The organism is Kineococcus gypseus, assembly GCF_050871305.1.
Lineage (GTDB): Bacteria > Actinomycetota > Actinomycetes > Actinomycetales > Kineococcaceae > Kineococcus > Kineococcus gypseus.
The window spans coordinates 26,507-40,259 of the sequence record NZ_JBJLRD010000044.1; the positions used below are offsets into that span (position 1 = coordinate 26,507).

The following is a 13,753-nucleotide window of genomic DNA, read 5'->3' on the forward strand; positions in this document are numbered from 1 at the left end:
GGTGCCCGAGGGGCACCGCGACGGGCGCCCCCGGGGCGCCGGGGAGGGGAGCACGGTGGAGATCGGCATCAGCGCCTTCGCGGAGACCACGCCCGACGCGACGGGGGCCACCATCAGCCACGCCGAGCGGCTGCGCGAGGTCGTGGAGGAGATCGAGCTGGCGGACCAGGTGGGCCTGGACGTCTACGGCCTCGGCGAGCACCACCGCGACGACTACGCGGCCTCGGCGCCCGCGGTCGTCCTGGCCGCCGCCGCCGCGCGCACCTCCCGCATCCGCCTGTCCAGCGCCGTCACGGTGCTCTCCTCCGACGACCCGGTGCGCGTCTTCCAGCAGTTCGCCACCCTCGACGGCCTCTCCGGCGGGCGCGCCGAGGTCCTGGCCGGGCGCGGCTCCTTCATCGAGTCGTTCCCGCTGTTCGGCTACGACCTGTCCGACTACGAGGAGCTGTTCACCGAGAAGCTGGACCTGCTGCTGACGATCCGGCGCGACCCGTCGAACGTCACCTGGCCCGGCGGGCGCCACCGCGCCGCGGTCCAGGGCCTGGGCGTGTACCCGCTGCCCGTGCAGCAGCCGCTGCCGGTGTGGATCGGGGTGGGCGGCAGCCCGGAGTCCGTCGTGCGCGCCGGCACCCTGGGCCTGCCGCTGGCGGTGGCCATCATCGGCGGCGAGCCCGCGCAGTTCCGCCCCCTGGTGGAGCTGTACCGCGAGGCCGCCCGCCGCGCCGGCCACGACCCGGCCACCCTGCCGGTGGCCACGCACTCGCACGGCTTCGTCGCCGAGACCAGCCAGCGCGCCACCGACGTCCACTTCGAGCCGTACCGGCACACGATGAACGTCATCGGCCGCGAGCGCGGCTGGCGCCCCTTCAGCCGCACCAGCTACGAGGCCGCACGCAGCCGCCGCGGCGCGCTGCTCGTCGGCTCCCCGCAGGAGGTGGCCGAGAAGGTGCTGCTGCAGCGCGAGCAGCTGGGCATCGACCGCTTCATGCTGCACCTGAGCGCGGGCACGATGCCGCACCGCGACGTCATGCGCGCGGTGGAGCTGCTGGGCACCGAGGTCGCCCCGATCGTGCGCGCCGAGGCGGGCACCACGGTGCCGGCCTCGCCGCTGTCGACGCCGGCCCCCGCGGTCGCCGCCCCCACCGCCTGAGCCGCCCGCACGCGCGAGCGCCCGTCCCGGCAGCCACCGGGACGGGCGCTCGCGTCCGTTCGCCGCTCGCTCGCCTAGGCGCGCTTCCTGCGCAGCAGCAGCCACACCGTGACGGCCACGGCCGCCACGACGACGCCGAGCACGGCGCCGCCCTGCTGCTTGGGGGTGCCCGGGGCGCTGTCGCTGGCGCCGTGCACCGAGGAGACCGCGCGGTCCTTGACGTCGGCGACCTTGTGCTGGGCCTGCGCCTTGACGTCCTCGACCTTGTGCTGCGCCTGGGCCTTGAGGTCGTCCACCTTCGCCTGGGCCTGGGCCTTCACGTCCGCCTTGGCGGCCAGCGCGTCGGCGGTCTCGGCCAGGCGCTCGCGGGTCTGCGCGATGTCGCGCTCGAGCTCGTCGCGGTCGGTGGGCGGGGTCGGCTGGGTGCTGCTCATCGCTTGAAGCCCTCCTTGACGGCGTCGACGTCCGCCTTGACGCTCTCGACCGACGCCTGCGGCACCGGCGGGACGGCCTGCTGGACCTCCTTCTTGCCCACCAGCGCGGCCACCGCGGCCAGCGCCAGGAGCACGACGGCCACGATCAGGGCCGACAGCCACACGTCCAGCACCAGGGAGAGCGCGGCGATCGCCGTGGTGACCAGGGCGCCGATCGCGAAGAACGCCAGCAGCCCGGCCACCGAGAACGCCCCGATGCCCAGGCCGGCCTTCTTGCCCTTGGCGGTCAGGTCCACCTTCGCCAGCTGCACCTCGTCGCGCACCAGGCGCGAGACCTGCTGCGTGAGGTCGCTGACGAGCTGGCCGACGGAGGCGTCGTCGTGCGCGCTGCGGGAGACGACCGGCCCCGGGCCCTCCGCGGGCGTGGCGGCGCTGGACGCGGTGCGCGCGCCGGAGCGGTGGACGCTCAGGTCGTCCGTGCGCGTGGAGCTCCTGTCGTGGCTCATGAGGAGGGTGTACCCCGCCGCGGGCCGCGGCGAAACCCGAGACGTCCGGGGTGCGGATCAGCGCATGTGGGGGTACACGTGCGTCGTCGGCGGCACGAACGTCTCCTTCAGCACGCGCGGGCTGGTCCAGCGCTGCAGGTTCAGCACCGAGCCGGCCTTGTCGTTGGTGCCCGAGGCGCGCGAGCCGCCGAACGGCTGCTGGCCCACCACCGCCCCGGTGGGCTTGTCGTTGACGTAGAAGTTGCCCGCGGCGAAGCGCAGGGCGTCGGACGCCTGCCGCACCGCCGCGCGGTCGTCGGCGACGACCGCGCCGGTCAGCCCGTACGGCGAGCCGGTGTCCACCAGGCGCAGCGCGTCCTCCCACGCGCCGGGGCGGGAGTCGTCGTAGACGTGCACGGCCAGCACGGGCCCGAAGTACTCGGTGCGGAACGCCTCGTCGCCGGGGTCCTCGCCCAGCAGGACGGTGGGGCGCACGAAGAACCCCTCGGAGTCGTCGTACGTGCCGCCGGCGGCGACCTCGATCCCGGCGGTGGCGCGCGCGCGCTCGATCGCCGCGGCGTTCTTGGCGAAGGCGCGCGCGTCGATGACGGCGCCGCCGAAGTTCGACAGGTCGGTGACGTCGCCGTACGTCAGGGACTCCACCCGCGCCAGGAGGTCGGCGCCCACCCGGTCCCACACCGAGCGCGGCACGAACGCGCGCGAGGCCGCCGAGCACTTCTGGCCCTGGTACTCGAACGCGCCGAGCAGCACCGCGGTGGTGAGCACCTGCGGGTCGGCCGAGGGGTGCGCCAGCACGAAGTCCTTGCCGCCGGTCTCCCCCACCAGCCGCGGGTAGGTGCGGTAGGAGGAGATGTTCTCCCCCACCGTGCGCCACAGGTGCTGGAACGTGGCGGTGGAGCCGGTGAAGTGGATGCCGGCCAGGTGCGGGTCGCTCAGCGCCACGTCGGAGACGGCGCGCCCGTCGCCGCCGACGAGGTTCACCACGCCCGGCGGCAGGCCCGCCGCCTCCAGCAGCCGCATCGTCCAGTGCGCGGAGAGCATCTGCGTCGGGCTGGGCTTCCACACCACCGTGTTGCCCATGAGCGCCGGCGCGGTGGGCAGGTTCCCGGCGATGGCGGTGAAGTTGAACGGGGTGATCGCGTAGACGAACCCCTCCAGCGGGCGGTGGTCGAGGCGGTTCCACGTCCCCGGGGAGGAGAGCGGCTGCTCGGCGACGAGGCGCCGGCCGAAGGCGACGTTGAAGCGCCAGAAGTCCACCAGCTCGCACGGCGCGTCGATCTCCGCCTGCTGCGCGGTCTTGGACTGCCCGAGCATCGTGGCCGCGGCCAGCGTCTCGCGCCACGGGCCGGCCAGCAGGTCCGCGGCGCGCAGGAACACCGCGGCGCGCTCGTCGTAGTCCAGCGCCGCCCACCGCGGCCCGGCGGCCAGCGCCGCGTCCACGGCGGCGCGCGCGTCGGCGTGCGTGGCGGCGGCGAAGGTGCCCAGCACGGCGCGGTGGCGGTGCGGCTGCACGACGTCGACGCGCTCGCCGCCGCCGAGCGACTGCACCCCGCCGATCGTCTGGGTGATCTCCACGGGGTTCGCCGCCTGCGCGGCGAGGGCGTCGGTGAGCAGCTTCCGCTCGGTGCTGCCGGGCGCGTGGGTGCGCACCGGCTCGTTGCGGGGGGCGGGCACCTCGGTCACGGACTGCATCTCGGGCTCCTCCGGGGTCCTCGGGCGGTGGCGCTCAGGCGGTGACGAGCGAGCGGGCGAAGAACGCCAGGTTCGCCGGGCGCTCGGCCAGGCGGCGGGAGAAGTACGCGTACCAGTCGGTGCCGAAGGGCACGTAGGTGCGCGCCACGTGCCCGGCGGCGGCCAGGCGACGCAGCTCCTCGGTGCGGATGCCGTGCAGCATCTGGAACTCCCCCGCCGGTGCGCCCCCGGCGGCGCGCGCGGTCAGCAGCTCCTCCGCCACGCGCACCAGGCGCAGGTCGTGGGTGGCGACCATCGGGTACGCGCCGCCGTCCAGCAGGGTGCGCAGGCAGCGCACGTAGGCCAGGTCCACGTCCCGCTTGGCGGGGTGGGCGACGTCGGCCGGTTCGGCGTACGCGCCCTTGACCAGGCGCACCCGCGAGCCGGGGCGCGCCAGGTCGGCGGCGTCGCCGGGGGTGCGCCGCAGCATCGACTGCAGCACGCCGCCGGTGCGGGGGAAGTCCGCGCGCAGCACCCGCAGCGCCTCCAGCGTGGCGTCGACGCGGGTGTGGTCCTCCATGTCGAGGGTGACGTCCACGCCGCGGGCGTGCGCGTGCTCCGCGAGGGCGTGCGCGCGCTCGGTGGCGCGCGCCGGCCCGTCCGGGCCCAGGCCCTGCCCCAGCGCGGACAGCTTCACCGACACCTCGTTGCCCCGCGCCAGGCCGGCGCCGGCCAGGGCGTCGACCAGCTCGCGGTAGGCGGCGGCGGTGGCGTCGGCCTGCTCGGGGCGCACGACGTCCTCGCCGAGCACGTCGAGGGTGGCGCGCACGCCGTGGGCGTCGAGGGCGCGCACCGCGCCCAGCGCCGAGCGCACGTCCTCGCCGGCGACGAAGCGCCGCACGACGGGACGGCTGAGGCTGCTCCCGGTCACCAGGGAACGCACGCGCGGCGAGCCCGCCACGCCCAGGACCGCTCGTCCGAACACGCCCCCGACGCTAGGCGCGCGCGGGCCGCGCGACCAGGGGCGGGTGGGCGCCTCGTCGCGGGCCCGGCCCGGGGCGGACCCGGTCGTCGAGCTCCGCCTCGGTGCGGGGTCGGTGCGTCGCTGAGCGCGACGAGCGTGCGCCTGCCGGTGGACGGCGGGCCGAGGCGTCCCGCGCACGCGGTGCGGGGTGCCAGCGTGGGCGGGTGAGCACCGCGTCCGGTCGTCCCTCGTCCCGCCGTCCCGGGCCCCGCCGTTCGTCCTCGTTGCGCGAGCCCGTCGTGCTGGCCCTGGTGGGGCTGCCGGTGGTGGGGGCGCTGGTCACGCTGGTGGTGGTGGCGTACCTGACGAGCTGGGAGCTGGTGACCGAGGACGTGGGGGCGGTGCTGTTCGGGCTCGTCTTCTGCGGGTGGGCGCTGCTGCCGTTCGCCGCCGCGGTGGTCGTGGGCGTGTGCGTGCACCGCTCCTGGCCCGGCGCGGTGGCCGTGGCGCTGGCCGGGGCCGTGGTGCTGATGGCCCTGACCGTGTGGGGGCTGTGGAGCGTGCTGACCTCCCAGTCCTCCACCGCGGTGCTCGCTCTGCTCTTCGCGCCGTTCGTGCAGTCCGCCGTGGTGGGGCTGACGATGGCGGTCGCTGTGGTCGTGGCCAGGCTGCGCCGGCGAGGTGCGCCGCCAGCGGCTTGAGCGAGGGCGTCGCTCACACGCACCGGTCCGCGCGACGTCCCGGTCAGCGGCGTGATCGAGCGGTGCGCGCAGCGCACCGTGCCCGCGGGGCGTGGAGCGCGCAGGACCGGGCGGACGGGGTCAGCTCCGTACGGTGTTCGCCGCCGCGGGCTCACCGGGGGCGCCAGGACGAGGACGCGAGCGGTACCGGCGGTCAGCACGTGAGCACTGATGAACGGGACGGCTGGGTCGGCGACGTGGAGCAGCGCACCGCTGCGTTGCGTTCGGCGTCCTTCGCCGGTCTGGTGCTGGGTGTGCTGTTCGTGATCGCCGGGGCGGTGTGGCTGCAGAGCGCGCAGAGCTCCACGACCAGCGCCTCGTGGGGTGCTCTGGTGGGCTTCGCCCTCGCCTTCGGCGCCTTGGGGTGGGGAGGCCTGGCGGCCTCAGCCTTCTGGGTCTGCCGGGCACTGCTCGGCAGGTGGCCGAGCTCCGGCGCGAGCACCGCCGGCCGCACACGGCGCGCTACGTGCGGATGTTCGTCACGGTCAGGGGGGAAGGGACCGATCAGTCGAAGCCGCGGAAGACGCCGTCGGGTCCCGCTGCGCCGGTGGAGTCCTCCCAGTCCGTGGTGGACAGCGAGATGTCGTTCTCGATGGACTACAGGGCCCTCGGGACGACCCTGAGGTCCTCCGAGCGCGCATCGCGCCACCGGAGGTCGTCGACGGTCGCGAGGGCCGGGAGGAAGCCGTCCTCGCTGGGCGTGGCGACCGCCTCGAGCAGCGCCTGCCAACGCTCTTGCCGGGTGGAGCCGTTGCGGACCAGCAACGTCCCCCGGTCCTGCGGCGGCCCGCACCTCGCCATCGTCCTCGAGGCCCACACGTCCTCCTCGTCCCACGGGTCCGGCCGAACCTGGCGACGCGCTGCTGCAGGCGGCGGCGGATCACGTGCACGGCGGCGCTGGCCAGCACGCTGACCTGCCGCAGGTCCACGCTCAGCGGAACCGCGCCCGGCGCGGTGCTCAGCGCCAGTTCCGCGTCCAATTCGGCCACGTTGGCCACGTCCACCGGCCCGCGCACCGTGGTGATCGAGCGCTCGGAGCGGTTTTCGGTGTAGATGTCGAAGAGCTCGCTGACCGGCCGCGGCGGCGTGGGGGCGGCGCCGTGGGAGGACTTCCACGGCCGGAAGCGCACGGTGACGGTCGTACCGGCCGGGGAGGGGTCGACCCGCACGTCCTCGCTGAACTGCTGGACGATGACCAGGCCCAAGCCCTGGCCCACGGCCGGCTCGACCGGTGGGCGCCAGCGGCCCCGGTCGGCCAGGCACAGCGTGATCGACCCCAGCTCGTCCAGGCGCACGTCGAGGGTGAACGGGCCACCGCCGTCACCACCGCCGTCCGTGGCGCTGTCCGCGCACCCTCGCGTGGGCGCGTAGGCGTGCTCGACGACGTTCTCGGCCAGTTCGCTGACGACCTCGTCGAGCTGGTCGAGGGCCTCGGCGTCGATGCGCCCGGTGCCCAGCCAGGCGCGCAGCCCGGCCCGCACGGCGGGGATGCCGGTGCGGGTCAGGTGGGTGCGCAGGTGCAGGTCCACCAGGACCGGCACGGGTTGCAGCGCGAGCAGGGTGATGTCGTCACCGGAACCGCTCTCGCGGGTCAGCCGCTCCAGGGTCTGCGCGGTGACCCGCTCGACGGCTGAGGGCAAGCTGAAGGCCGGCATCAGCTGGTCGGCAGCGGCCGCGGCGGCGACCTGGGCCAGCTCGACGGTGCCGGTGGTGGCGGGCACCCCGGGGCGCTCGACGATGCCGTCGGTGTACAGCAGCACCAGCTCCCCGGGCTCCAGCACGGCGCGCTGCACGTCGCGCTGCCCGTCGCGCTGCCCGTCGCGCTCACCCAGGGGCGGGGCGCCGGAGGGGTTCAGGAAGCGGGCAGCGCCGCCCGCGCCGCCCGCGCCGACGACCAGGGGCGGCGGGTGCCCGGCCGCGCAGTGCTCCACCGCCCCGGTGCCCGGGTGCAGCAGCAGCACGCACACCGTCGCCGAGCCGGCCGCGGGCACCACCCGGGTGAAGCGGTCCAGCGCGCTGACCACCTCGGCCGGGCCGCACCCCGCGTCCAGGCGCTCCAGGGCCACCGCGCGCAGCTGCGCCATCACCGCCGAGGCGGCCACCCCGTGCCCGACGACGTCGCCGACCACCGCGGCCACCGTCCCGTCGGCGCGGGCCAGCACGTCGAACCAGTCCCCGCCGGCGGCCTGCTCCGCTCCCCCGAGCACGTAGCTGGCGGCCAGCTGCACGCCCGGCAGCACCGGCAGCCGGTCCGGCAGCAGCGCGTGCTGCACCTCCTCGATGACGTCGGTGGCCCGCCGGTAGCGGCGCGTCAGCTCGGCTGCCGCGGCGGCCTCGGCCTGCTCCCGGCGCACGACGTCGATGACGTTGCGCCCGATGGCGGTGATCCCGACGACGCGCCCGTGCCGGTCGCGGAAGGGGGTGACCTCGAAGTCGATGACGATCTCCTCCCGGTGCCCGTTGGGCGCGGCCACCGCGAAGCGCATCCGGTGGAACAGCGCCTGCTCACCGGCGTAGGCGCGGTCGTACATCTGCACGATGCCCTGGTCCTCGCTGCCGCCGAGGACGTCGACCACGCGCAGCTCCACCGGGTTGAACCCGCCCAGGACGCGCAGGATCTCCTCGTTGACGGCCACGACGCGGTGCTCGGGACCGGACAGGACGAAGACGTACCAGGGCAGCTGGTGCAGCGCGGCCGAGCGCACGCGGTCGCTGCCCACTCCTTCGTCGACGGGCAGGTCGGGCTCGTGCACGCCGTCGCCCGCTGCTGCAGCGTCTCCTGCTGCGCCCGCCCCGTTCACCGCTGGCTCCGGCCGGTGCCGGTGGACGTCACCGCAGCGCTCCGAGAGCGCTGCCGGCGCCGTACCGGGACCCGGTGCGCCCGCGGTGCGGCACCGAGCGGGGTGCCGGACCTCACCGAGCCCGCCCGCGGCAGCTGGCTCGCCGTGTTCCTCACATGCGCGGTGTTCATCACAGTGGCGCTCGACTTCCGTGGACCTCGAGCCGTGTGCTCGACCCGATCGACAGCTCTCGACGGTAGCGAGCGAGCACCCAGCGCGCCTGCTCACCCCGATGCCCACGAGGTGCGGCGGTGAGCACACCCATCACGGTGCTCGGCGCGCGGTCCACGCTCACCGGGGAACGGATCGACGAGCGGATCGACGAGCGGATCGACACCGTGAGGACCGTTCCGTCGCACCGGAGCTGGTCAGGTCGTCCTGGCTCGCCGGCTCGTGCTCAACGAGCGAGGTGCCTCATCAGCTCTGGTCGTCGCGGCTGTCGCGCAGCTGCTGCAGGACGTCGAGGAACGGCTGCTGGTCGGGCTGCAGGACGGCACCGGTGGAGGAGAAGACCAGCGGGCAGCGGCCGGTGACATCGGCGGCGAGATAGGTGAACTCGTGCACGGGGTCCTCTCCCGGCACGGAGCCGGTGGTGGTCTGCAGGTCGACCTGGACGAAGTCGGCCAGCGCGGGCAGGCACGCCGGCTCGCCCTGGACGATCGCGGCGGCATCGACGGTGGCCACGAGGCGCTGCAGCAGTTCGGGGTCCTTCGACTGCCCGCCGTAGGTGCCGGCGGCGTCGGTGACGCGGGCCAGGGCCAGCGGGGTGCGGCTGGCGCGTGCGGGCGCCTGGCCCGAGTGGTACCACGGCGGTACCATCACCTCGTGGCGATGAACTTGCGGCTGACCGATGAGGAGACCGAGGCGCTGCGCCGGCGCGCCGAGCAGGAGGGGCGCTCCATGCAAGAGGTGGCCCGTGCGGCCATCGACCAGTACGTCTCCCAGCGCCCCGCACGCCTGCGCGCGGCCATCGAGCGGGTGCGCATCGAGGACGCCGAGCTGCTGGCCCGCTTGGCCCGCTGACTTCGCTGACCCCGGTGAGCCAGTCGCAGGACCCGATCGAGGACCCCTCGATCGACCACCTCTCCTTCGAGGACCTGCTGGAGATCGCCGCCGGCGTCATCGAGGACGTGCAGGTGCGCGACGCGGGCCTGCTGGCCTCGGCGGCCGCCCGCCCGCGCACCACCGTCTTCGGCCGCCCGGCCTACCCGGCACTGGCCGAGAAGGCCGCGGCGCTGATGCACTCCCTGGCCCGCAACCACCCGCTGGTCGACGGCAACAAGCGCCTGGCGTGGTCGGCCACCCGCGTCTTCTGCCTGCTCAACGGCACCGACCTGGTCATGGACGTCGATGCGGCTGAGCGGATGGTCCTGGGCGTGGCCGCCGGCGAGCTGGACGCCGCCGCACTGGCCGACGTGATCGCTCGGCACCTGGCGTGAGCGGTTGCTCGTCACGCCCCACAGGCACGGTCGTCATCTCAGAAACGGTCGGTTCTGCGACGACGAGGCTGGGCTGTGTGATCGCTCGGGCTGAGGAGCGACCGACTGCCATGCGCCGAGGGTGCTCACCGAGCACGATGATCGACATGGCGAAGCGGCCCTGGTGGCGAGCGACGCAGACCAACGCTCAGGCCCGGGGAATCGGCATCACCTTCGCGGTCACCGCTCTGGCTCGGTGGGTGCTGAGCTACGACGACAGCGGCCTCGGGCGCGCGCTGCCCAGGATCGTGCTCACTGTGGTCGCGTCGTGCTCCCTGGCGGCCTGGTACGTCAGACGCTCGCGCGAGTCCTGCAGCGGGAGTTGAGCACACCGTCCACTCACGCCAGCAGGCGGACGCAACAGCGGTCTCGAAGGCGGTCGGCTGTGCGACACCGGATGCCGTTGTGCAGCACCTCCACGACAGCCGACGCGGCCCAGGGGCACCGGCCCCGACCTCCCGGGTGCGCAGGTCGATCGGTGAGGACCTGGTGACAGCCGCAGGCGGGTCGTGCCAGGCGGGTGCCGCGAGGTCAAGGCGACCAGGACCGACCCGACCGGATCGGGTCCGTCCTGGTCGGGTCGACGCGCTCCGGCTCGGACCAGCATGGTCGCGTCAGGAGGAGGCACCCGTGCTGCACCGGCTCAACGCCGCGCTCGACCTGCTCGAGCACGCCCTCGCCGAAGGCGCGCCCGTGGACGTCACCGCGATGGCCCGGGTGGCCGCCACGAGCGAGCACCACCTGCGCCGGACGTTCTCGGCGCTGGCCGGCACCCCGATCGGCGAGTACGTGCGCCGCCGGCGCATGACGCTGGCGGCGGCCGACGTGCTGGACGAGCGGCTCACGCTGCTCGACGTGGCCACCCGACACGGCTACGGCTCCACCGAGGCGTTCAACCGCGCCTTCCGCGCCGTGCACGGCGTCAGCGCCGGGCAGGCGCGCCGCACCAGGGCGCCGCTGGTGTCCCAGCCGCGGGTCTCCTTCCACCTCCACCTCGAAGGGAGCGACAGCATGCGCTACCGCATCGTCGACAAGCAGGCCTTCCACCTCGTGGGCGCCAGGGCGCGCGTCCCGCTGGTCCACCTCGGGCGCAACCACGCCATCGAGGACTTCGTCCGCGGCCTCGGCCAGGACGTGCGCGAGCAGGTCGCGGCCCTGTCCGACCAGGAACCCGCCGGGCCGCTGTCGGTGAGCGACGCGCTGGACGACTCGCGCGCCGAGGGCAGCGAGCTGGACCACTGGTACGCCGCCGCCACCTCCCGGCAGGCGCCGCCGGGCCTGGAGCGGCTGGACGTGCCGGCCGGCGCCTGGCTGGTGCTGACGGCCAGCGGACCCCACCCGCAGGCGATGCAGCACCTGTGGCGCGACGCGTACGGGCAGTTCTTCCCCTCCAACCCGTGGCGCACCCGCCCCGGCCCGGAACTGCTGCGCACCGAGCTGCACGACGACGGCACCGGCACCGGCGAGCTGTGGCTGCCCGTCGAGCCGGAGCAGCGCTGACACGCGGGGTCGAGCACTCCCGCCGGCATCGTCGCGTCTCACGAACGGTCGGATCTGAGATGCCCGTGCCGGGTGACGCACCTGGGCTCGCACCGAGGTGCCGACCTCCTTGAAGGTGCCGAGCCCGTGCGGGCGCCTTCGCCCGTCCTCAGCTCCCGCCGACGCGTCGGCGCCGGTAGATGAGCACGAGCACGCCGGAGGCGCCGGCCGCGTGCTCGACCAGGTGCCACGAGGAGGCCAGCACCACGTCCTCGAAGAGCACCCGCCCCCCACCGAGGACCTCGGGCACCAGGACCGGGGTGAGCATGTCGACCAGGTCGGGGCGCAGCAGCTGCACCGCCACGCTGCCCATCGGCGCGGTCGTGGCCGTGGAGGTGATGCGCGCCAGGTGCTCGCGGACCCCGTCGTCGAAGGCGTGGGGCAGCACCCGGCCCATGTCCGCGTTCCCGCCCGGACCGGTGGTCCTCCCGTCCGGGGTGAGGGTGACGTCGACCACGACCTCGCGCACCGCTACGCCGACCCCCTGCTGTTCCGTTCTGGTGCTGCTGCGCCGCGCCCGTGGCTCATCCCCGGTTCGGCTGCTGCACGCCGGGCCGTTCGGAGCTGACGACCCGCCGGCCCGGCCGGATCCGATCGTCCTCCGCTCGGAGGTTCGTCTGCCGATGAGTGCAGGTCCTGCCGCTGGTCTGGCCTGTGACGGTGACGGTTGACCCGTGAGCCCGTAGACCCACGGGCAGAGCCGACACCGACGCGTCAACGCCGAACAGCCCCGGAGGAGACCTCGATGCCATCGATCCGCCGCTTCGACCACGTCGGCATCACCGTCGCCGACCTCGAGCAGGTCACGGCCTTCTTCGTCGCCCTGGGCCTGCAGGTCGAGGCGGGCCCCATGGTGGTCGAAGGCGACTTCCTGGACACCGTCATCGGCATCCCCGACTCGCGCACCCGCATCGTCGTGCTGCGAGCACCGCAGGGCGGCACCTCGGTGGAGCTGTCCACCTTCGAACAGCCCCGGCACCAGCCGGGCTCGCCCACCGCCATGGCCACCGAGCTGGGGCTGCGCAACGTGGCCTTCGAGGTCGACGACCTCGACGCCCTCCTCGAGCAGCTGGCCGGGGACGGGTACGCCCTGGTCGGGGGCGTGGGTGAGTACGAGGGGATCTGGCGGATGGCGTACGTGCGCGGGCCCGAGGGGATCATCGTGTCCCTGGCCCAGCGGATCGGCTGACGTCGAACCCGCCGGACCCGCCGAGCAGCAGGGCCGGTGCGGGCGCACTCCCGATCGCGCACCCCGGAACGAGCGCACGCGTCGAGGTGGTGCGACGTCGACTCCCGAGCCGGCTGAGCACCTGGCCTCGAGCTGGCAGCACGTGCGTGGTCACGGCGCCGCCCAACCGGTGTGATCATCTCGAAAACGGTCGGTTCTGAGATGGTCGATCCAGGCACTGACCGCACGTTCATGCCGAAGCGCAGATGTCGTCGCAGCGCCGGTGCGTGGCTGATGACGTGGCCCGCCCGGCAGCGCGCACTGAGCCAGGTGGACGCCCCCCTGCTGAGCGGAACCGCCATCGACGGTGCGCAGTGGACGCTGCACGCTGATGACACCCCCCGCGGTCCGGGCGTGATGCTCGACGTGCGCACCGCCGACGGGCGCCGCTGCTGGGGCACCACGGAGCGCAGCACCCCACTGCCACCGGGGTCGGTGATCGCCGGCGCCTGGGGAACCGGCGAGGCGGACGAGCCAGGCGCCTGGCTGATGAAGCTGCGTGCCGACGTGCGCGCGGTGGTGGTGCACCTCTCCGACGGCACGCGCGAGGACCTGCGCGTCGTGGACGACCCGCACCGCACCGGCGTGCGCTGGGCGGTGCTGGCCCACCCGCGCCACCTGGACGTGCACCGCATCGACGTCTACGACGCCGCCGGTCGATCGCTGCTCGAAGCCGCCCTGACGTGAGGACCCCCCGCCCGCTCACGGAGCTGCGGCGCGAGCCGCAGCAGGCACGACAGGCGACGCACCTCGAAGGCAAGGTGGTCCCGTGAGCGACCCCGGGACCGGCTGGCACGCCTTCTCCCCCGAGGACCCCAACTGCCCACCGCACCTGCGCGAGCTGGCCAACACCTCCGAACCGTCAGTGCTGGGCAAGATCGTGGTCACCGTTCACGACCTCACTGCCGGCGCCAGCTCCATCCACGTCGAGGGCCCCGGCCTCAGCACGACACAGCTGATCGACACCGCCATCACCGAGCTGCAGGAAGCTCGCCGGCTCCTGGCTGGCTGAGGAGGACCGTGCACCACGGCGCGATCATGGTGTGCCGTAGGTGCGCCGCCGTCTCATAAACGGTGGCGGTCTCAACCGGTCAACGCAACACCTCCTCGGGCACGGTCGTGGTGGAGGTGGGCGATGTGAAGACGTCCGGTTTGAGCACGCAGCAGCAAGACGAGATCTGGCGGCGCTGGCGCTCGGGTGAG

At 74.3% G+C, this 13,753-nt stretch carries 16 protein-coding genes and 1 pseudogene; 9 read left to right on the forward strand and 8 right to left on the reverse strand.

Annotation, left to right across the window (positions count from 1 at the left end):
• Nucleotides 1-55 precede the first annotated feature (55 nt).
• The gene (locus ACRYMN_RS15665; protein ID WP_432496968.1) at nucleotides 56-1,150 is read left to right on the forward strand and encodes an LLM class flavin-dependent oxidoreductase; all 1,095 of its coding nucleotides are present in this window, start codon (nucleotides 56-58) and stop codon (nucleotides 1,148-1,150) included.
• 74 nt (nucleotides 1,151-1,224) lie between these two features.
• Here the strand turns inward: ACRYMN_RS15665 and ACRYMN_RS15670 are convergent, their stop codons facing one another.
• The 4 genes from ACRYMN_RS15670 to ACRYMN_RS15685 are packed head-to-tail and all read right to left on the reverse strand — an operon-like array spanning nucleotide 1,225 to nucleotide 4,746.
• Nucleotides 1,225-1,584 (reverse strand): DUF3618 domain-containing protein, encoded by a 360-nt coding sequence (locus ACRYMN_RS15670; RefSeq protein ID WP_432496971.1) that lies wholly within the window; start codon nucleotides 1,582-1,584, stop codon nucleotides 1,225-1,227.
• Complete coding sequence (locus ACRYMN_RS15675; protein WP_432496974.1) at nucleotides 1,581-2,090, reverse strand: phage holin family protein; 510 nt, start codon at nucleotides 2,088-2,090, stop codon at nucleotides 1,581-1,583. Before ACRYMN_RS15675 ends, ACRYMN_RS15670 begins: the two co-directional genes overlap by 4 nt.
• A gap of 57 nt (nucleotides 2,091-2,147) precedes the next feature.
• On the reverse strand, nucleotides 2,148-3,782 hold the full coding sequence (pruA, locus tag ACRYMN_RS15680; protein WP_432496976.1) for an L-glutamate gamma-semialdehyde dehydrogenase: 1,635 nt from the start codon (nucleotides 3,780-3,782) through the stop codon (nucleotides 2,148-2,150).
• 34 nt (nucleotides 3,783-3,816) lie between these two features.
• Complete coding sequence (locus tag ACRYMN_RS15685) at nucleotides 3,817-4,746, reverse strand: proline dehydrogenase family protein (protein WP_432496978.1); 930 nt, start codon at nucleotides 4,744-4,746, stop codon at nucleotides 3,817-3,819.
• A gap of 203 nt (nucleotides 4,747-4,949) precedes the next feature.
• On the opposite strand from ACRYMN_RS15685, the gene ACRYMN_RS15690 reads away from it, so the two are divergent.
• Nucleotides 4,950-5,426, forward strand: a complete 477-nt coding sequence (locus ACRYMN_RS15690; RefSeq protein WP_432496981.1) for a hypothetical protein — start codon at nucleotides 4,950-4,952, stop codon at nucleotides 5,424-5,426.
• Nucleotides 5,427-6,062: 636 nt separating this feature from the next.
• Here ACRYMN_RS15690 and ACRYMN_RS15695 read toward each other — a convergent pair.
• From ACRYMN_RS15695 to ACRYMN_RS15705, 3 genes and pseudogenes are all read right to left on the reverse strand, one after another.
• Complete coding sequence (locus tag ACRYMN_RS15695; protein ID WP_432497006.1) at nucleotides 6,063-6,266, reverse strand: DUF6924 domain-containing protein; 204 nt, start codon at nucleotides 6,264-6,266, stop codon at nucleotides 6,063-6,065.
• 335 nt (nucleotides 6,267-6,601) lie between these two features.
• Nucleotides 6,602-8,566: pseudogene (locus tag ACRYMN_RS15700) on the reverse strand (ATP-binding SpoIIE family protein phosphatase); the annotation flags it as partial.
• 156 nt (nucleotides 8,567-8,722) lie between these two features.
• A complete protein-coding gene (locus ACRYMN_RS15705) occupies nucleotides 8,723-9,127 on the reverse strand; it encodes a hypothetical protein (protein ID WP_432496983.1) in 405 nt (134 codons plus the stop codon).
• Between the two features lie 9 nt (nucleotides 9,128-9,136).
• On the opposite strand from ACRYMN_RS15705, the gene ACRYMN_RS15710 reads away from it, so the two are divergent.
• The 4 genes from ACRYMN_RS15710 (at nucleotide 9,137) to ACRYMN_RS15725 (ending at nucleotide 11,283) form a co-directional block, all read left to right on the forward strand.
• Nucleotides 9,137-9,328: a FitA-like ribbon-helix-helix domain-containing protein gene (locus ACRYMN_RS15710; RefSeq protein ID WP_432497008.1), complete on the forward strand. Its 192-nt coding sequence runs from the start codon at nucleotides 9,137-9,139 to the stop codon at nucleotides 9,326-9,328.
• Between the two features lie 14 nt (nucleotides 9,329-9,342).
• Nucleotides 9,343-9,744 (forward strand): type II toxin-antitoxin system death-on-curing family toxin, encoded by a 402-nt coding sequence (locus ACRYMN_RS15715; RefSeq protein ID WP_432496986.1) that lies wholly within the window; start codon nucleotides 9,343-9,345, stop codon nucleotides 9,742-9,744.
• 146 nt (nucleotides 9,745-9,890) lie between these two features.
• Nucleotides 9,891-10,109, forward strand: a complete 219-nt coding sequence (locus ACRYMN_RS15720) for a hypothetical protein (RefSeq protein ID WP_432496988.1) — start codon at nucleotides 9,891-9,893, stop codon at nucleotides 10,107-10,109.
• A gap of 304 nt (nucleotides 10,110-10,413) precedes the next feature.
• Entirely contained in the window at nucleotides 10,414-11,283 is an 870-nt protein-coding gene (locus ACRYMN_RS15725; protein WP_432496991.1) for an AraC family transcriptional regulator, read from the forward strand.
• Between the two features lie 148 nt (nucleotides 11,284-11,431).
• On the opposite strand, the gene ACRYMN_RS15730 is transcribed toward ACRYMN_RS15725, so the two are convergent.
• A complete protein-coding gene (locus ACRYMN_RS15730) occupies nucleotides 11,432-11,791 on the reverse strand; it encodes a dihydrofolate reductase family protein (protein WP_432496994.1) in 360 nt (119 codons plus the stop codon).
• Nucleotides 11,792-12,067: 276 nt separating this feature from the next.
• On the opposite strand from ACRYMN_RS15730, the gene ACRYMN_RS15735 reads away from it, so the two are divergent.
• From ACRYMN_RS15735 to ACRYMN_RS15745, 3 genes are all read left to right on the forward strand, one after another.
• Nucleotides 12,068-12,511: a VOC family protein gene (locus tag ACRYMN_RS15735; protein WP_432496997.1), complete on the forward strand. Its 444-nt coding sequence runs from the start codon at nucleotides 12,068-12,070 to the stop codon at nucleotides 12,509-12,511.
• A 309-nt stretch (nucleotides 12,512-12,820) separates the two neighbouring features.
• Entirely contained in the window at nucleotides 12,821-13,237 is a 417-nt protein-coding gene (locus tag ACRYMN_RS15740) for a hypothetical protein (RefSeq protein WP_432496999.1), read from the forward strand.
• A gap of 82 nt (nucleotides 13,238-13,319) precedes the next feature.
• The gene (locus tag ACRYMN_RS15745; RefSeq protein WP_432497001.1) at nucleotides 13,320-13,562 is read left to right on the forward strand and encodes a hypothetical protein; all 243 of its coding nucleotides are present in this window, start codon (nucleotides 13,320-13,322) and stop codon (nucleotides 13,560-13,562) included.
• The last annotated feature ends 191 nt before the right edge of the window (nucleotides 13,563-13,753 follow it).